Origin of the sequence: Spongiactinospora sp. TRM90649 (assembly GCF_029382225.1) — a bacterium.
In the GTDB taxonomy this organism is placed as follows: domain Bacteria; phylum Actinomycetota; class Actinomycetes; order Streptosporangiales; family Streptosporangiaceae; genus Spongiactinospora.
This window is the reverse complement of sequence record NZ_JARLTC010000013.1, coordinates 138,554-156,655: the sequence shown is the minus strand read 5'-3', so window position 1 is coordinate 156,655 and position 18,102 is coordinate 138,554. Positions and strand designations below refer to the sequence as shown.

At 72.9% G+C, this 18,102-nt stretch carries 16 protein-coding genes; 11 read left to right on the top strand and 5 right to left on the bottom strand.

The window, feature by feature from the left end:
• Positions 1 to 4: 4 nt before the first annotated feature.
• Both P3X83_RS18325 and P3X83_RS18320 read right to left on the bottom strand, forming a co-directional pair.
• Positions 5 to 256: a hypothetical protein gene (locus P3X83_RS18325; RefSeq protein ID WP_277306327.1), complete on the bottom strand. Its 252-nt coding sequence runs from the start codon at positions 254 to 256 to the stop codon at positions 5 to 7.
• Between the two features lie 83 nt (positions 257 to 339).
• Positions 340 to 1,494, bottom strand: coding sequence for a UDP-N-acetylglucosamine--N-acetylmuramyl-(pentapeptide) pyrophosphoryl-undecaprenol N-acetylglucosamine transferase (locus P3X83_RS18320; RefSeq protein WP_277306326.1), 1,155 nt, complete (start codon positions 1,492 to 1,494; stop codon positions 340 to 342).
• Positions 1,495 to 1,594: 100 nt separating this feature from the next.
• Here P3X83_RS18320 and dacB point away from each other — a divergent pair, with 100 nt between their 5' ends.
• The 4 genes from dacB (at position 1,595) to P3X83_RS18300 (ending at position 7,714) form a co-directional block, all read left to right on the top strand.
• On the top strand, positions 1,595 to 3,016 hold the full coding sequence (gene dacB / locus P3X83_RS18315; protein WP_277306325.1) for a D-alanyl-D-alanine carboxypeptidase/D-alanyl-D-alanine-endopeptidase: 1,422 nt from the start codon (positions 1,595 to 1,597) through the stop codon (positions 3,014 to 3,016).
• Between the two features lie 95 nt (positions 3,017 to 3,111).
• The gene (locus P3X83_RS18310; protein WP_277306324.1) at positions 3,112 to 4,068 is read left to right on the top strand and encodes a D-alanine--D-alanine ligase family protein; all 957 of its coding nucleotides are present in this window, start codon (positions 3,112 to 3,114) and stop codon (positions 4,066 to 4,068) included.
• On the top strand, positions 4,065 to 5,444 hold the full coding sequence (murF, locus tag P3X83_RS18305) for a UDP-N-acetylmuramoyl-tripeptide--D-alanyl-D-alanine ligase (RefSeq protein ID WP_277306323.1): 1,380 nt from the start codon (positions 4,065 to 4,067) through the stop codon (positions 5,442 to 5,444). Before P3X83_RS18310 ends, murF begins: the two co-directional genes overlap by 4 nt.
• Positions 5,445 to 5,674: 230 nt before the next feature.
• On the top strand, positions 5,675 to 7,714 hold the full coding sequence (locus tag P3X83_RS18300) for an ATP-binding protein (RefSeq protein WP_277306322.1): 2,040 nt from the start codon (positions 5,675 to 5,677) through the stop codon (positions 7,712 to 7,714).
• A gap of 7 nt (positions 7,715 to 7,721) precedes the next feature.
• Here the strand turns inward: P3X83_RS18300 and P3X83_RS18295 are convergent, their stop codons facing one another.
• Complete coding sequence (locus P3X83_RS18295) at positions 7,722 to 8,408, bottom strand: aspartate/glutamate racemase family protein (protein WP_277306321.1); 687 nt, start codon at positions 8,406 to 8,408, stop codon at positions 7,722 to 7,724.
• A 198-nt stretch (positions 8,409 to 8,606) separates the two neighbouring features.
• On the opposite strand from P3X83_RS18295, the gene P3X83_RS18290 reads away from it, so the two are divergent.
• The 7 genes from P3X83_RS18290 (at position 8,607) to P3X83_RS18260 (ending at position 16,286) form a co-directional block, all read left to right on the top strand.
• Positions 8,607 to 9,848: a branched-chain amino acid ABC transporter substrate-binding protein gene (locus tag P3X83_RS18290; protein WP_277306320.1), complete on the top strand. Its 1,242-nt coding sequence runs from the start codon at positions 8,607 to 8,609 to the stop codon at positions 9,846 to 9,848.
• 3 nt (positions 9,849 to 9,851) lie between these two features.
• Positions 9,852 to 10,763: a branched-chain amino acid ABC transporter permease gene (locus P3X83_RS18285; protein WP_277306319.1), complete on the top strand. Its 912-nt coding sequence runs from the start codon at positions 9,852 to 9,854 to the stop codon at positions 10,761 to 10,763.
• Positions 10,760 to 12,310, top strand: a complete 1,551-nt coding sequence (locus tag P3X83_RS18280; RefSeq protein WP_277306318.1) for a branched-chain amino acid ABC transporter permease — start codon at positions 10,760 to 10,762, stop codon at positions 12,308 to 12,310. Before P3X83_RS18285 ends, P3X83_RS18280 begins: the two co-directional genes overlap by 4 nt.
• A complete protein-coding gene (locus tag P3X83_RS18275; protein WP_277306317.1) occupies positions 12,307 to 13,059 on the top strand; it encodes an ABC transporter ATP-binding protein in 753 nt (250 codons plus the stop codon). The genes P3X83_RS18280 and P3X83_RS18275 overlap by 4 nt, the downstream gene beginning before the upstream one ends.
• Complete coding sequence (locus tag P3X83_RS18270; RefSeq protein WP_277306316.1) at positions 13,059 to 13,757, top strand: ABC transporter ATP-binding protein; 699 nt, start codon at positions 13,059 to 13,061, stop codon at positions 13,755 to 13,757. Before P3X83_RS18275 ends, P3X83_RS18270 begins: the two co-directional genes overlap by 1 nt.
• Positions 13,758 to 13,830: 73 nt before the next feature.
• Positions 13,831 to 15,468, top strand: coding sequence for a serine/threonine-protein kinase (locus P3X83_RS18265; protein ID WP_277306315.1), 1,638 nt, complete (start codon positions 13,831 to 13,833; stop codon positions 15,466 to 15,468).
• A complete protein-coding gene (locus P3X83_RS18260) occupies positions 15,465 to 16,286 on the top strand; it encodes an AraC family transcriptional regulator (RefSeq protein WP_277306314.1) in 822 nt (273 codons plus the stop codon). Before P3X83_RS18265 ends, P3X83_RS18260 begins: the two co-directional genes overlap by 4 nt.
• Before the next feature lie 67 nt (positions 16,287 to 16,353).
• Here the strand turns inward: P3X83_RS18260 and P3X83_RS18255 are convergent, their stop codons facing one another.
• Complete coding sequence (locus tag P3X83_RS18255) at positions 16,354 to 17,070, bottom strand: SDR family oxidoreductase (RefSeq protein WP_277306313.1); 717 nt, start codon at positions 17,068 to 17,070, stop codon at positions 16,354 to 16,356.
• Positions 17,067 to 17,963, bottom strand: coding sequence for an NAD(P)-dependent oxidoreductase (locus tag P3X83_RS18250; protein WP_277306312.1), 897 nt, complete (start codon positions 17,961 to 17,963; stop codon positions 17,067 to 17,069). Before P3X83_RS18250 ends, P3X83_RS18255 begins: the two co-directional genes overlap by 4 nt.
• Positions 17,964 to 18,102: the final 139 nt, after the last annotated feature.

Here is an 18,102-nt window from a genome sequence, read left to right as displayed (position 1 = left end):
GCGATCAGCCGCGGGGACGCGAGCCGCTGAGCACCCGATCGAGGAGGAAGCCGATCAGGCCGATGAGCAGCATGGTCGCGGCCAGCTGTACGTAGTCCAGGTTGTCACGCGCGTTGAGCCCCGCGTAGCCGAGGCCGTTGGAGACGCCGAACATCTCGGCGGGGACCAGGACGACCCAGGCGATGCCGAGGGCCACCGGAGCGCGGTGCGCGCTCGTCGTCCGCTCCACCCCGGTGGTGCTGAGCGAGGCCCGCATCGCCTGGTTCGCCGGCCACGCCCGCGCCTGCGCCCGTGCCCTGGAGGTCCTGCTGATCCCCCGGGAGAACGGGCGGTCAAGGTCTAGCCCGCCGCGGAGAGGATCACGTCGACCAGGCGGTCGGCGGCGTCGGGCTTGCCGTGCACGCGGGCCTGGGCGGCCATGGTGGCGCGGCGGGTGGGGCTGAGCAGCAGCGGTTCCACTTCCTGGCGCAGGGTCGTGGGGGTGACCTCGCCGAGGAGGGCCGCGGCCGCTCCGGCCCGCTGCAGGTGGCGGGCGTTGTGGGCCTGCTCGTCGCCCGCCGCCGTGGCCAGCGGGATGAAGACCGCAGGCTTGCCGAGCGCGGTCACCTCGGCGAGGGTGCCCGCGCCGGACCGGGAGATGACCATGTCGGCCAGGGCCAGCACGTCGGGCAGCTCGGTGCCGACGTACCCGGTCAGGTGGTAGCGGGCAGCGAGCTCGGGGGGCAGCGTGGCGGTTTCGCCGCGCAGCGCCTCCTCCTTCTCCGGCCCGCACTGGTGGATCACGTTGGCGTGGGAGAGCAGCCAGGGCAGCACGTCGCGGACGACGTCGTTGATCTGCTGCGCGCCGCGCGCCCCGCCGGTGACGTAGACGGTCGGTAACCGCCGGTCGAAGCCGGACAGGCCGAGCCGCTCGACCGCCCGGCCCGCCTGCCCGGTCAGCAGTTCGGGGCGCACCGGGTTGCCGGTGACCACGGCGTTGCGGCGGGCCGACTCGGGCAGCAGCGGGAGTGTGGACTCGGAGGAGACCGCGATGCGGGTGGCCGACCCGGCGAGCCTGCGGTTGGCCAGCCCCAGGCGTACGGTCTGCTCGTGCAGGACCAGCGGGCGCTCGCACATGCGGGCCGCCAGGCCCGCGGGCACCGCGACGTATCCGCCGGTGGCCAGCACCACGTCGGGCCGGAACCCGGACACGATGCGGCGGGCCTGGGCGACGCCGAGCGGCACGCGCGCCATGTCCATCAGGTTGGTCGGCGAGAGCATCTTGAGCCGGTTCCGGTACCTGCGGATCTTGCCGGTGGTCACCACCGCGAAGGGGATCTTCTCGGCGGGCGCGATGCGGGCCTCCAGCCCGTCGGCGGTGCCGATCCACACGACGTCCAGCGTGTCGCCGCTCCGGGCGAGCCTGGCCGCGAGCGTGCGCACCGCGGTGAGGGCCGGGTACGTGTGACCGCCCGTGCCCCCTCCGGTGACGATCAGTCGGAAGGTTGTCGCCATGCCGGGAGCCTAGCGCCGACCGGCGCAGGGAAGATCCGCCGCCACGTTGGCCAGGAAATGGTCTGCCGATCGGCCTGCGAACGCTTCGATAATCCCGGCGATGACAGCGACCGTAGCGCCCGCGGGCGCCGCCGCCCTGACGCGGGACATCGACCGGATCCTGCGCGATCCCCGGTTGTCCGCGTCGCGGGCGGGCGTGGTCGTGCGCAGCGCGGCCACGGGGGAGATCCTCTACGAGCGCGACGCCGACCGGCTGTTCACCCCGGCGTCGCTGGTCAAGCTGGTCACCGCCGCCGCGGCGCTGGACATCCTCGGCCCCGGCCACCGTTTCACCACCCGTGTGCTCGCCTCCGGGCATCACGCCCACGGGGTCCTGCACGGTGACCTGCACCTGCTGGGCACCGGTGACCCGGCCATGCTGGCCGCCGACTACGGCGCGCTCGCCGCCAAGGTGGCCGCGACCGGCGTCCGGACGGTCACCGGCGGGCTGGTCGCCGACGACACCTGGTTCGACGACGAACGTCACGGCGCGGGCTGGCTGATCGACGACGAGTCGCTGTACTTCGCCGCGCCCATCTCGGCGCTCACGGCCTCCCCCAACTCCCGCTATGACGCGGGGGCCGTCATCGTCACGGTGACCCCCGCAGGGCGGCACGGCGACCCGGCCGAGGTCACCACGACGCCGCGCACCGGCCACCTGGCCATCGACAACCGCGCCACGACCGGCGCCACCACGAGACTGCGGATCCGGCGCGCGCACGGCTCCGACCGGGTCGTGGTCACCGGCACCGTGGACCGTCCGGCCGCCGAGCGGATCGCCGTCCGCGACCCGACCGGCTACGCCGCGACGCTGTTCGGGGAGGCGCTGGCCGAGCACGGCGTCACCGTCGAGGGGCACACCGCCCACGCCGGGACGCCCGCCGGGGCGCGGGAACTGGCCGCGCACGAGTCCATGCCGCTGGCCGAGCTGATGGCGCCGCTGCTGAAGTGGAGCAGCAACGCGCAGGCCGAGATCCTGACCAAGACCCTCGGGCGGGCGGTGCGCGGCGAGGGCACCTGGCGCGCCGGTCTGGAGGTCCTCACCGGGTACGGCAGCCGTCACGGCGTCCGCTCCGGCCGCCTCCGGGACGGCTCCGGCCTTTCCCGGCTCGACTCGATGACCCCGCGCGAGGTGGCCGCGCTGCTGCTGGCCGTCCGCGCCAAGCCGTGGTTCGCGACCCTGCGGGACGCGCTGCCGGCCGCCGGGCACGGCGGCCCGCTGGACCGGGGCACCCTGCGCCGCCGGATGGACGGCACCCCGGCGGCGGGCAACCTGCGCGCCAAGACCGGCACCATGACCGAGGTCTCCGGTCTGGCCGGCTACGTGGACACCGCCGACGGCGAGCCGCTGGTCTTCTGCGTGCTGCTCAACAACCACCTGACCTCGGTGAAGGACGTGGAGGACGCCGTCGCGGTACGCCTGTCCCGCTTCCGCCGGGGGCCGGGTGAGCGGCAACTGGACAGCGAATGGCCTGGGAACTGAGCAGGCGTCCGGACGACACTCGGACGTGTCGGGTCCGCGGCGGCGGTCGCCGCGTCACCTCGACTCACATGTCACCACAGGAAGGCTGATCGACAGTGACCGAACGCCTGCGCGTGGCCGTGCTGGCCGGTGGGCCGTCCGCTGAGCACGAGGTGTCGCTGCAGTCGGCGCAGGCCGTGCTCGACGCGCTGCCGCGAGACCTGTACGAACCGTTTCCGATCATCGTGGACCGGCTCGGCAGGTGGCCGCTGGAACTGCGCCCCGAGACGGCGGACGTGGTCTTCCCGGTGATGCACGGGCCGTTCGGCGAGGACGGCGTGATCCAGGGCCACCTGGAGACGCTGGGCATCCCCTACGTGGGCTGCGGCGTGCTCGCCTCGGCCGTGGGAATGGACAAGGTCGCGATGCGCCGGGCGTTCATCGCCGAGGGCATCCCGGTCACCGAGCACGTGTGGTTCACCGGCCGTGAGTGGCGGGTCACCATGGACCCCTGGGACCTGGTGAAGTCGCTGGACTGGCCGATGTACGTCAAGCCGGCCAACCTGGGATCGTCGATCGGCGTCTCGCGGGTCGGCTCCGTGGAGGAGCTGCGGGTCGCCGTCGAGCTCGCCCTCACCTACGACCGTGTGGTGGTCGTCGAGCAGGGCGTGCGGGCGCGCGAGCTGGTCTGCGGGGTCCTGGGCGACCACGACCGGCCGGAGACCTCGGTGCCGGGCGAGCTGATGGTGCCCGGCGACTGGCTGGACTACGAGGCCAAGTACCTCAGCACGGCGGAGATCGCGCTCATCCCGGTCGAGCTGCCCGAGCGGGTGGAGGAGGAGGTTCGCGAGCTGTCGGTGCGCGCCTACCAGGCGATCGGCGGGTACGGCGTGGCCCGCGTGGACTTCCTCTACGAGCGGGCCACCGGACGCCTGTACGTCCTGGAGATCAACACGATGCCGGGCTTCACCTCTCGTTCCGTGTACGCGAGGACCTGGCAGGCGAGCGGTGTCCCCTACCCAGACCTGCTACGACGGCTGATCGACCTGGCGCTGGCCAGGAGCACCTCGTGATCCCCGTCTCGCTGCGCGAGATCGCCCGGGTGGTGGAGGGCACCCTGTACGACGTGCCCGACCCGGAGGCGCGGGTGGTCGCGCCGGCGGTCGTGGACTCCCGCGAGGTGGTGCCGGGCGGGCTGTTCGCCGCGACGGCGGGCCTGCGGGTGGACGGCCACAACTACGTGGCCGACGCCGTCGCGGCCGGGGCGGTCGCGGTGCTGGCCACCCGCCCGGTGGGCGTGCCCGCCCTGGTGGTGGCCGACGTCCAGCGGGCGCTCGCCAAGCTGGCGGCCTACCTGCTCGAACGCGTCCGCCCGGTGGTGATCGGGCTGACCGGATCGGTGGGCAAGACCACGACGAAGGACCTGCTGGCCCAGGTGCTCGAACGGCACGCGCCCACGATCGCCACGGACCGGTCCTTCAACAACGAGATCGGGCTGCCGCTCACGGTGCTGCGCGCCGACGCGGCCACCCGGTACCTGGTGCTGGAGATGGGCGCGTCACGCAAGGGCGACATCACATATCTGACCGGGATCGCGCGGCCGTCGATCGGGCTGGTTCTCAACGTGGGCACCGCGCACATGGCCCGGATGGGCCGCGGCCTGGCCGACGTGGCGTCGGCCAAGGGCGAGCTGGTCGAGGCGCTCCCCCCGGACGGGGTGGCGCTGCTCAACGCCGACGACTCCTACGTCATGGGCATGGCGGGCCGGACGACCGCCCAGATCGTGACGTACGGCAGGGCGTCGTCGGCGCACGTCCGCGCCGAGCGGGTGCGGATGGGCGAACGGGCGCGGGCGGTGTTCGACCTGGTGACACCGTCCGGCAGGGCCGGGGTCAGGCTCGGCGTCATGGGTGAGCACCAGGTGGCCAACGCGCTGGCGGCGGCGGCCGCCGCCACGGTGTTCGGGCTCACCGCGCCGGAGATCGCGGAGGGTCTGAGCACGGCGCGGCGGCGGTCGTCCGGCCGGTTGGAGGTCACCGACCGGCCGGACGGCGTGACCGTCGTCAACGACGCGTACAACGCCAGCCCGGAGTCCGTCCGGGCCGGGCTGCGGACGCTGAAGGCGCTGGCGGGCGCCCGCCGTACCATCGCCGTGCTCGGCGCGATGGGACAGCAGGCGGCGGCCTCGCGCACGCTGCACGAGCAGGTGGGCCGCCTGGCGGCCGAACTCGGCGTGCACGTGCTGGTGGCGGTGGGCCCAGGAGACCCGGTGGCGATGGCCCGGGCGGCGGAATCCGCGAGGCTGGGCATCGAGGTGCACACGGTCGAGGACGTGACGGGCGCCGTCCGGCTGACCGGGGAACTGCTGGAACCGGGAGACGTGGTGCTGGTCAAGGCGTCCAGCGAGGTCGGGCTCGACGCCTGCGCTCGCGCGCTGGCCGGCACCTGAACCGCCACCGGAAGGGCGGGTCTTACGATTCGGCCGGCGCCAAGTGGGGGGCGTCGGCCGGGGCCGCCGATGGAACCCGAGCCGCGGGAGGGGTACAGCCTGCTGTACCCCCGCGCGGTAGTGGACGGGATCGACGCATCGGTGATCCTTCAATATTTTGCGGATATGGGATTGCATAGAGACAACAACCGGGGAACTGGGGGATGGTTATGTCACAGTTGACTGACCACATGTCCGGACTACTGGGCTGGCGTTTGCAGGCCGCCCGTGAGCTGTCTTTCGTCGGGCGACGCGAGGAACTCGCCGTCTTCGACGCGGCTTTACGTGGAAATGGGTGCAACGTCCTCTTCGTGCATGGGCCTGGCGGCATTGGCAAGTCGGCCCTGCTGCGCCGGTTCGCGCAGCAGGCGGCGACGCTTGGACGCCCCGTCGCCCGGATCGACGCACGGGTGCCGGTCTCGACGGACGAGGGGTTCGAGGCCTTCGCCGCCTTCGAGGCCAAGGCCGCGCCGGTGCTGCACGACGGGAACGCGGTGCTGCTGATCGACGCGTTCGAGCAGATCCAGGACATGGAGGGCTGGCTCAGGGAGGTATTCCTGCCCAAGCTTCCGGTGGGCGCGCTGGTGGTGGTGGCCGGGCGGTTCCCGCCGGACATCCAGTGGCAGGCCGATCCCGGGTGGACGGGCGCGCTGGGCGTGCTGCCGCTGCGCGACCTCGCGCGCGACGACGCGCGGGCCCTTGTGGAGTCGTACGGCGTCCCGGCCGACCGGGCCGAACCGCTGCTCGCCTTCGCCGGAGGCCACCCGCTGGCCCTGCTGCTCGGCGCGACCATGGCCGCGCGCAACGGCGGCCCCAGCGAACGCGGCCCCGAACAGGACGTGGTGGCGACCCTGCTTGACCAGATCGTCGGCGAGGTGCCCTCCCCGTCCCACCAGCAGGCCCTGGAGGTCTGCGCGCACGCCTACGTGACCACGGAGGACCTGCTGCGGACCTTCATGCCGGACGAGGCCGCGACGCTCTTCCGCTGGCTGCGCCGTCTGCCGTTCGTGGAGTCGAGCAGCCTCGGGCTGTACCCGCACGCCGTCGTGCGGGAGGCGCTGGAGGCCGACTTCCGGTGGCGCGACCCGCAGGGGCACGCGGACATGCACGAGCGCATCCGCGCGCACCTCATGGAAAGGGTGCGGACGGTCGGCGACTCCGACGTCCTCGGCACCGTCGGCGCGCTGCTCTACCTGCACCGTGAGAACGGCGAGTCGCCCGTCTTCCACGACGCCCACCGCCAGTGCCTGGTCCAGGAGGACGTCCTGCGCGGCGAGGACACCGGGGCGCTGCCCCGGGTGGCCGAGGCGGCGGAGGGCGCGGAGTCGGCGGCCGGGGCGGCCTTCTGGCTGGAACGCCAGCCCGAGGCGTTCCGCGCGTACCGGCTGATCGGCACCGGCGAGCCGGTGGCGTTCTCCGCGTGGCTGCGGCTGCCCGCCCCCGACGACGAGGAGGCCAAGGCCGACCCCGTCGTGGCCGAGGCATGGGCGCACGCCAGGGCCACCGCGCCGCTGCGCACGGGCGAGTACCTGGCGGTCAACCGGACCTGGGTGGAGCCCGCCCACTCCGACAACTCCTCGGTCACCGATTTGCTGCACTGGCGGGCCATCGGCAACAGCCTGCGGTCGCAGCGGATGGCCTGGTCCTACATCGCGGTACGGGGCCCGGGCGAGGCGTCGGTGAAACGCGCGCGCCGCTACGGCATGGAAGAGATCGACGAGCAGCCGAAGGTGGGCGACGAGGTGTACGGCCTGTACGCCCACGACTGGCGGGCCCTGCCCGGCCAGGCGTGGCTGGAACGGCTGAACGGCGCGCCGGTCAGCGACCCCGAGGCCAGGACCACGAAGCTGGTGGTGCTCACCCGCGTGGAGTTCACCGAGGCGATCCGGCAGGCGCTGCGCCAGATGGGCCGGCCGGACGCGCTGGCGGCCTCCCCGCTGACCCGCACCAGGCTGGTCACCGAGCGCGGCGGCCCCGACCCGGTCGGGACCCTCCGCGACCTGCTGCGCCAGGCCATCGACGACCTCGGCGAGGACCCGCGGGCGGCCAAGTTTCACCGGGCGCTCTCCGCCACCTACCTGAACGGCGCACCCACCCAGGAACTGGCCGCCGAACGGCTCGGCCTGCCCTTCACCACCTACCGCCGCCACCTGATGTCGGGAATCGAACGAGTCTGCGCGGACCTGTGGCGCCTTGAGCTTTACGGCCCACCGGAACACCACGCGCGCTGAGCGCATGTCAGTCGCCGAGGGCGAGCCCGGCCGCCGCCTCCGCGTGCAACCGCGCGCTGGGCAGCAACGGGATCTTGGCCTCCTGGATCAGCAGCTCGATCTCGGTGCACCCGAGGATGACGCCTTCGGCCCCGTCGTCCGCCAGCTCGGCGACGATCTGGGCGTAGGCGTCGCGGGAGGACTCACGCAGTTCCCCGCGCACCAGCTCGTCGAAGATCACCTGATGTACCAGTTCCCGCCGCGCAGGGCCGGGGACGACGACCTCGAAACCGTGGGCGGCCAGCCGCTCACGGTAGAAGGGTTCCTCCATCGTGAACCGGGTGCCGAGCAGGCCGACCCTGCGCATTCCCCGGGCGCGGACCTCCCGGCCCACGGCGTCGGCGATGTGCAGGACCGGCACACCCGCCGTCTGGGCCACCTGGTCGGTCACCCGGTTGAAGGTGTTGCTGCAGATGAGCAGGACCTCCGCGCCCAGGTCGCGCAGCTTCCCGCCCGCGTCCGCCAGCAGCTCCCCCACTTCGTCCCAGCGGTCCGCGAAGATGAGATCCTCGACCATCGTGTAGTCGCAGGACCAGATCAGGCTCATGGCGGAATGACTGCCGCCGAGCCGTTCGCGCACCCGCTGATTGATGACCTGGTAGTAGATCACCGTTGACTCCCAGCTGAGTCCGCCGATCAGGCCGATGGTTCGCATGTGGCTCCGTTCATCATCTTCGCGAGCCGCACACTAAACGAATCGGATGTCCATTTTGAAGGCCGAAAAATGGCCACTCCTGACCGACGCGGAATCTTCCGGGCGGATTGTTCTTGGCCAGTGTTTGAAGTGTCGGATGGATGGTCAAGCTCCATAGGTTGCCTCCGGTTCGAACGTTCCGTTGGCAAGGAGATCTCGTTGAGAAGGCATAGCACCGCCGTACTGTCCGGGCTGCTGGCCCTCGGCACGGCCCTGGGGGCCGGCGGGTGCGGCGCGGGCAAGACCGAGACCGCCGGAGGCGGCACCGGGTGCGACACCGGCAAGGGCACCCTGGTCGTCGGGGTGATCGCCCCGATGTCGGGCAAGCTGTCGGCGATCGGGCTGGGCATCCGCAACTCCGTCGGGCTCGCGGTCGAGCAGGCCAACGCGCGCTGCGCGGTCAAGGGCTACCGGCTCACCATGGACGCGCAGGACGACGAGGCCAACCCCGACAAGGGCGCGGCGGCGGCCCAGCGCTTCGCGGACGACTCCAACGTGCTCGGCATCGTGGGCCCGTACAACTCGGGGGTGGCCAGGGCCATCCAGCCGAAGATCGCCCCCTCCGGGCTGCTGGAGATCTCACCCGGCAACACCGACCCGGCGCTGACCAGGGGCGCGGACTTCGCGATCTCCCCCAAGCGGCCCTACGCCAACTACTTCCGGGTCGTCGGCACCGACGACCTGCAGGGGCCGTTCAACGCCCGCTACCTGGTCGAGGAGGAGGACCGCAAGAAGATCGCGATCATCACGGACGGCAAGGCCGTCGGCGAGAGCAGCGCGACCGAGTTCGCCAAGGAGGTCAGGCGGCTCGGCGGCGACATCGTCATCAGGGAGAAGGTCAACGAGAACGACAGCGACTTCTCCGGCGTGCTGACCAAGGTGAAGGCCGAACGCCCGCAGGCGATCTTCGTGGGCTCGGAGTACCACGTCGCCGGTCCGCTCAGCCGTCAGGCCAAGGACCTCGGGCTGGACGTGCCGATCTCGGGCACCGACGGCCTGTTCGACCCGCAGTTCATCGCGCTCGGCGGCAAGGACGGAGACGTCGTCACCTCGGTCGGCGCCCCCATCGACAAGCTGGAGACCGGCAAGGCGTTCGTGGCGGCCTACAAGGCCAAGGGCTACCCCGAGAGCTACGGCGGCTTCGGGGCCTTCGCCTACGACGCGGCCAACGTGATCGTCTCCTCCGCCGCGAGCCTGACCGCGGCCACCGAGTGGACGGGCTCCGCCCAGCAGCGCGCCGAACTGGTCACGAGGGTCCAGGACTACCGGACCGAGACGGGCGCCAACGGCACCATCGGCTTCGACCGCTACGGCGACAGCGTCAACAAGATGTTCACCGTCTACAAGGTCGAGTCCGGCAAGTGGAAGGACGTGCTGAGCGACCAGGCCGAGGCGAAGTGACCGGTGGCGACCCTGGCCCAGCAGACCGTCAACGGCCTGGTGCTGGGCGCGCTGATCGGCCTGATCGCGCTCGGCTACACCATGGTCTACGGCATCGTCCAACTGATCAACTTCGCGCACGGTGAGGTGTTCATGGTGGGCGCCTTCGGCGCGCACTTCGCCGCCCTCTACGTGCTGCCCCATGGGACGCGCTGGTACGTCGCGCTGCCGGTCATGGTCGTCGCGGCGGCGGCGGTGTCCGTCGCCGCCGCGCTCGCCATGGAACGGCTGGCGTACCGGCCGCTGCGCGGCGCGCACCGGCTGGCCCCGCTGATCACCGCGCTCGGCGTCTCCATCGTGCTGCAGGAGGTCGTCCGGGTCTTCTACCCGGGCGCGACCGCGCCGCTGGCCTTCCCACGCGCGTTCCCCGAAGGGCGGCTGGTCCTCGGGCCGGTGACGGTCCTGTGGACCGGGGTGCTCGCGCTGGCCGTCGCGCCGCTGCTGGGCGCGGCGCTGCACTTCTACGTGGAGCGCTCGCGGCTCGGCCGCGCCATGCGCGCCACCGCGCAGGACGCCGACACCGCCCGCCTGATGGGCATCGACCCCGACCGGGTGATCCTGGCCACCTTCGCCATCGGCGGCGTCCTGGCCGGGGTGGGAGCCGTGCTGTACGGCGTGCACTACGCCCAGATCGACACCGCGCTCGGCTTCCAGAACGGGATCTTCGCCTTCACCGCCGCCGTGCTCGGCGGCATCGGCAGTGTGCGCGGGGCGATGCTCGGCGCGGTGTGCATCGGCCTGGTGAAGTCGCTGGCCGGCCAGTACGCCTGGGGCGGCGCGCAGTACGACTACGTGTGGGTGTTCGTGCTGCTGATCCTGGTGCTCATGTTCCGGCCGAGAGGGTTCCTCGGCCGCTCGGAAGGAGTACGCGCGTGACGCTCACCCGGCGGCATCCGGAGGCCCGGTCCGCCGCGACGCACCGCCGTCCGTCGTCGTTCCGGTGGCGGCCGGTGACGGGGGCCGCGCTCGTCGTGGTGGGCGCGCTGCTGCCCTGGGCGACGGCCGTGCTCCCCGGCGGGGCCTACCCCGACCTCGCGACGCTGCACCTCTTCGACGCCCCGCAGCAGGTCACCGGCTTCCGGCTGCACCTGGTGCTGCTGGCGGCGGCCGTGGCGCTGCCCCGCGCCCGGCGGGCGGTGGGGTTCGGCGTGGTCGTCATCGCGCTGGTCCACATCGCCTTCCTCACCGGCCACGGCGTGCTGTCGGCCGGTGGGCCGGTCGCGCTGGCGGGCGGGGCGCTGCTGGTGTGGGCGGGCCGGCATGCCGTACCGGCTCCCCGGCCGGGGCTGCCCGGACGGTGGGCGGCCTGGGCGGTGCTCTCCGCCGCCTTCGCCGGGACGCTGTGGCTGGTCGCCGAACTGCTCACCGCGGGCGGGCAGAGCCGGGCGGCCAACCCGCACGGCGGCGCGGAGTTCCTCGCCTTCTGCGGCTTCGCCCTGGCCCTGGTGGGCGCTCTGTCCGCCTACGGCGTCTGGGCCTGGCTCACCGAACTGGCCGAACGGCACCGGCTCTTCGCCTTCACCGTGCTGCTCGGCTGCGCGCTGGCGCTGCCGTTCACCGAGGCGGGCACCGGCTACTGGATGACGGTGGCCTCCACCGTCGGCGTCTACGCGGCCACCGCGATCGGCCTCAACGTCGTGGTCGGCCTGGCCGGGCTGCTCGACCTCGGCTACGTGGCCTTCCTCGGCATCGGCGCGTTCACCGCGGCCAACCTGGCGCACGCGGTGCCGTTCCCGGTGGCCGCCGCCGCCGGAGCCGTGACGGCCGGGCTGCTCGGCATCGTGGTCGGTGCGCCGACCCTGCGCGTGCGGGGCGACTACCTGGCCATCGTCACCCTGGCGTTCGGCGAGATCTTCTTCCGGGCCGCGCAGAACGACATCGGCGGGCTCACCGGCGGGGCCAACTCGATCCCCGGCATCCCGCCGATCACCATGTTCGGGGTCGGCTTCGACCGGCCGGTCGGCGTGCTCCCGCCGGGGGCGCTGTACTACGCGCTCACCGTGCTGATGGTCGCAGGGGCGATGACGGCGCTGGCCAACCTGCGCGACAGCCGTACCGGGCGGGCCTGGGCGGCGATCCGGGAGGACGAGGACGTGGCCCGCGCCATGGGCGTGCGCACCGGACGCGCCAAGATCATGGCCTTCCTGGTCGGGGCCACCATGGCGGGCCTGGCGGGCGCGGTCTTCGCGCACAAGCTGGGCACGGCCGGATACGAGAGCTTCGACTTCGGGGAGTCCGTCACCCTGCTGGCCGCGGTGATCCTCGGCGGGATGGGCACGGTCGCCGGGTCCGTCGTGGGCGCGTCGCTGCTGTTCGTGCTGCCGGAGAAGCTGCGCGAGTTCAGCGACTACCGGCTGCTGCTCTTCGGCCTCGCGCTCATCCTGATCATGCGCTTCCGCCCGCAGGGGCTGGTGTCGCGATGACGCTGGTCGCCGAGCGCGTCACGATGGCCTTCGGCGGGCTCGTGGCGCTGGACGGCGTGACGCTCGCCGTACCGCCTGCCTCGATCACCGGTCTGATCGGCCCCAACGGGGCCGGCAAGACCACCCTGTTCAACTGCCTGACCGGCCTGTACGCGCCCACCTCCGGGCGCGTCCTGCTCGACGGGCGGCCCCTCGCCGCCGATCCCGCGCTGGCCATGCGCGGCGGCGTGGCCAGGACGTTCCAGAACATCCGGCTGTTCGCCGGGATGACCGCCCTGGACAACGTCCTCGTCGGCCGCCACACCCGGATCAGGCAGGGCCTGCTCACGGCGCTGCTGCGCGGCCCCGGCCTGCGCGCGAGCGAGACGGCGGCGGCCGAACGCGCCCGCGCCGAACTGGCCTTCGTCGGGCTAGACCCCGAAGGCCGGGCGCGGGCGGGCGAGCTGGCGTACGGCGACCAGCGCCGCCTGGAGATCGCCAGGGCGCTGGCCGGAAATCCCATGGTGCTCATGCTCGACGAACCCACCGCGGGCATGAACGCCACCGAGACCGCCGCCGTGGCCGGCCTGATCCGCGCCGTCCGCGACCGGGGGATCGGCGTGGTCGTGATCGAGCACGACACCAAATTCGTCTTCTCCCTCTGTGACCACGTCCACGTGCTGGCACGGGGACGGACGCTGGCCGCCGGGCCCCCGGCGGACGTGCGGGCCGACCCACGGGTCATCGAGGCATACCTGGGGACCGGCTGATGCTCGTAGTGCACGGACTGTCGGTGGCCTACGGGCACGTCGAGGCGGTCAGGGACGTCGCCTTCACCGTGGCGGAGGGGCAGATCGTCTGCCTGGTCGGCGTCAACGGGGCGGGCAAGACCACCACCCTGCGCGCGGTGTCGGGGCTGCTGCGGCCACGCCGGGGAGAGATCCTGTTCATGGGGAAGGCGCTGCACCGGCTGCCGGCGCACGAGGTACTCGCGGCGGGCGTCGCGCACTGCCCGGAGGGCCGTGGCCTGTTCGCCGGGATGAGCGTCGAGGAGAACCTGCTGCTCGGCGCCCACCTGCGGCGCGACCGCCGGATCGCGGCCGACGTGGGGCGCGTCTACGAGCGCTTCCCCGTCCTCGGACGGCGGCGCACCCAGCGCGCCGGGCTGTTCTCCGGCGGCGAGCAGCAGATGCTGGCGATCGGCCGGGCCATGATGGCCCGGCCCAGGCTGGTCATGTTCGACGAACCCACCATGGGCCTCTCGCCCATCATGAGCAAGGAGATCCTGGACACCATCGCCGCGCTCCGCGACCAGGGGACGACCGTCCTCATGGTCGAGCAGAACGCCCTCGCCGCCCTCACCCTGGCCGACCACGGCTACGTCATCGACCTCGGCCGCACCACCCTGTCCGGCTCCGGCGAGGCCCTGCTCGCCGACCCGCGCGTCCGCGCGGCCTACTTCGGCTGACGGCCTATCGGGATAGGCGTTTGCAACCGGCGTCTGCGTATCATCGCAGCGGCGGGTATCGAGGAGGACGCGCGTGGCCACGAGCGAGCCGTTACGATCCGGCGATCCGGGGGAGGTAGGCGGATACCGGTTGCTCGGCCGGCTCGGGGACGGCGGGCAGGGCATCGTCTACCTCGGCGAAGGCCCCGACGGCGGCCGGGTCGCGGTGAAGGTGCTGCGCGCCGAGGGCGTGGACGAGCGGGCCAGGGAACGCCTGGTCAGAGAGATCGAGGCGGCCAGGCGGGTCGCGCCGTTCTGCGTGGCCCGCATCGTGGACGCCGACCCGCTGGGCGACCCGCCGTACCTGGTCTCCGAGTACGTCGCCGGTCCCTCCCTGGCCCAGGTGGGCGCCCGCTCCGGCGCCGACCTGCTCCGCGTCGCCGTCGCCACGGCCACGGCCCTCGCGGCGGTGCACGAGGCCGGGGTCGTCCACCGCGACTTCAAGCCCGCCAACGTGCTGCTCGGCCCGGACGGCGCGCGGGTGATCGACTTCGGCATCGCCCGCTCCCAGTCCGACGCCGCCACCCTGACCAGCCAGATCGTGGGCACGCCCAGCTTCATGGCGCCCGAGCAGTTCGCCGGCGAACAGGCGGGCCCGCCCACGGACGTCTTCGCCTGGGGCTGCGTGATGCTGTACGCGGCCACGGGCCGGGCCCCGTTCGGCAGCGACGCCATCCCGGCGGTGATGCACCGCATCCTCACCGCCGAGCCCGACCTGTCCGTCCTGGAGGAACCCCTCCATTCCATCGTGTCCGCCGCCCTGGCCAAGGACCCCTCCAGGCGTCCCACCATGGTGGAGATCTGCCTCCGCCTGCTGGGCCCGTCCTCGCCCGTCGCCGCTGCCGGCCGGGCCGCGCCTCCGGTGCCACCGGTAGAGCGGTCGTCCGGGCCGACCTCGCCGTCCGGGATGGGCAGGCTCCAAGGGCCGACCGCGCCCACGGGCACGCGGTCCGCGTGGCCCCCGCCGCCGCCGAGCGGCAGGCCGGTCCACCTGGCCCCGCCTCCGGCTCCGGTGGGCTACCCGGTGCCCGCCGGGGGTCTGGCCGCGCCGTCCGACTCCGGCCGCGCCCCCGACTGGGGCACCGATGGGGGTACCGTCCCGCCGTCCAGACAGCGTCGCGGCGCCCGGCGGCTCCTCATCGGCGCCGCCGTCGTGGCCCTCGCGATCGCCGCGACCATCGCCGCCATCGTCCTCCCGCCCGACGCCACCGCGACCCGCCCGACCCCCGCCCCCACACTCTCGACCAGCCTCACCGCGACCCCCACCCCGACGCCGACCCTCACGCCCACGCCCACGCCCACCCCGACGCCGACCCCGGCCGTCCGCCGTACCTTCCCGGCATCGTTCGCCGGAGCATGGCAGGGCCGCGTCAAGTACGAGCCGGGCGCGACCGACGAACTCCGCGTCGAGATCTCGGCGGGCGGCACCAAGATCACCGAGCGCTACCTCGAATACCGCTGCGTCGCCACCTCCCGCCTGATCAGCGTCAAGGGCGGCACGGCCACGCTCAAACGCGCCACCATGAAGGGCAACTGCGTCCACAACGGCTCCATCACCCTCACCCTCGCCGGCGACCGCCTCCAGTTCCGCTACCAGGGCCACGGCGAGAACGAGTACACCCGCGACATCGACTTCACCATGTACGCGGACCTTCCCAAGGCCCGCCGATGAAGCCCGCCCTGGGCGACGCGCGCGGGCGGCGGCTGCGGTTCGGGGGCGGGGGCGGCGGGATCGAGCGGATGGAGGCGGTGCTGGTGGGGGAGGCGTTCTCCCCGCATCGGCATGACACGTACGCGATCGGGATGACGATGGCGGGGGTGCAGACGTTCCGGTACCGGGGGGAGGGGCGGGTGTGCCTGCCGGGGGAGTGGCATGTGCTGCATCCCGACGAGGTGCACGACGGGGCGGCCGGGACGGACGAGGGGTTCGGGTACCGGATCCTGTACGTCGATCCGGCGCTGGTGCAGCGGGCGCTGGGCGGGAGGCCGTTGCCGTTCGTGGCGGATCCGGTGGTGCGGCCCGAGGGGATCGGCCCGTCGCTGGCGGCGTCGCTGCGGCGGATGGACGAGCCGCTGGCGGAACTGGAGCGGGTGGAACTGGCGGTGCTGGTCGCCGATGCCCTGGTACGGCACGCCGACACGCCCCCGGGGCGGGCGCCGTCACCCGCCCTGGCGGTCGGGGCACTATCGCGGGTGCGCGAGATGATCGCCGCCGACCCGGCCACCGTCCACCCGGTGAGCGCCTTCGAGCGGGTGTCCGGCCTGTCCCGGTGGACCATCGCCCGCCAGTTCCGGGCCGCCTTCGGCACCAGCCCGACCCGCTACCGGACCATGCGACGCCTCGACCTGGTCCGCCGGACCCTCCGCGACGGCACGCCGCTCCGCGACGCCGCCCTCGCGGCGGGCTTCGCCGACCAGAGCCACATGACCCGCATGTTCCGCCGCGCCTACGGCCTCACCCCGGGCGAATGGACCGCGGCCCTGACATGAGCGCCGACATGAGCGCCGACATGAGCACTGACCTGAGCACTGACCTGAGCACCGGCTTGTGCGCCGATCACAGGCCGCCGGAGACGTCGAGGATCGCGCCGGTGATGTAGGAGGCGTGGCCGGAGAGGAGCCAGGTGACGGCTTCGGCGATCTCGGCGGGCTTGCCGGGCCGGGCCAGCGGGATTCGCTCGGCCACCCGCCAGGCCCGGCCGGGTTCTCCGGCGCGGGCGTGGATGGTGGTGTCGATGGTGCCCGGCGAGACCGCGTTGACGCGGACCCCTGGGGCCAGTTCCTTGGCCAGGCCGACCGTCATGGTCTCGACCGCCGCCTTGGTGGCCGCGTAGGCGACGTACTCGCCGGGGGAGCCGGTGCGGGCCGCGACCGAGGAGACCGTGACGATCGACTTCCCGTTCCGGCCCTTCCAGCGGCGGGCCGCCTCGCGGCACAGGCGGATCGGGCCGATCAGGTTGACCTCGACGACGCGTCGCAGGTCGTCGTCGCTCAGGCCGACGATGGGGCCGAGCCTGCCGGTGACCCCCGCGTTGTTGACCAGGCCGGTGACCTCACCGGACGACTCGGCGAGGTCGAACAGGCGGCCGGGGGCGTCCTGCGCGGTGACGTCGAGGCGGACGCCACGGGCGAGCGGGCCGAGCCGGTCCTCCACCTCGCGGGCCTCGTCGTCGGAGGCGGAGTGGGTGAACAGGACGGCGACGCCGTCCGCGCACAGGCGTTCGACGACGCTTCTGCCGATCCCCCGGGAACCACCGGTGACGATCACGGTCATGCGTCCGCGGCCTCCTTCACGATGGCGGCGGTCCTGGCCTCGATGGCGTGGACCACCGCGGCCATGTCCAGTTCGGCGTGGCCGAGTTCCAGTGTCTCGGTGAACAGGGCGTGACACACGTCGATCAGCGGCGAGGCGATGGCCCCGGTCCGCGCCGCCTCGGCGACGAGCCGGTTGTTCTTCAGGACGTCGGCGATGGCAGCCTGGGCCGCGAAGTCGTGTTCCACCAGCTTGCGGACCTTCACCCGCGACACGGCGCTGGCCATCGGTCCGGAGTCGAGGACGTGCCGGAACCGTTCCAGGTCCAGGCCGTGCCGCGCGGCGAAGTGCGAGGCCTCCGCCAGGCCGGTGACCATGGTGATCAGGAACGTGTTGACCGCCAGCTTCATCAGCGACCCGCCGGGCACCGCGCCGCACGCGATCGTCTCGCGGCACATCGGGGCGAGCAGCGGCCGTACCTCGTCGGTCACGGCGGGTTCGCCCGCGAGCATCGCCACGAGCTGCCCGGCCACAGCCGGGTCGCGCGACCCCGACACGGGGGCCTCGGCGTACTCGCCCCCGGCGGCGCGGACGGCGGAGCCGAGCCCCGCCGAGTACGCGGGCGACGTGGTGCCCATGTGGACCACGATCCGCCCCGCCACCTTCGCCGCGAACTCCGGCGTGCCGCGCCCGAGCACCGCGTCGATCGACGCGTCGTCCGCCAGCATCAGCATCACCACCCGCGAGCGCGCGAAGACCTCGGCGGGCCCGCCCGCGACCGCCGCCCCGGCCGAGCGCGCCGGCTCGCACCTGGCGGCCGTGCGGTTCCAGACGGCGAGCGGAGTGCCCGCGCGGGCCAGGTTGACCGCCATGGGCGATCCCATGATCCCCAGTCCGATGAATCCCACGCCCATTCGCCCGGCCTCCGATCTTCGGTAGGTAATCGTTGTAGCCGAGCGGACCGGCGCCGGTCTTGAACGATTGTGCCGCGCGTGCCGTCCGGCGCCTCGGGTCTGGAGTTCCGACTTTTCGATGACTTCGCTCTCACGCGGG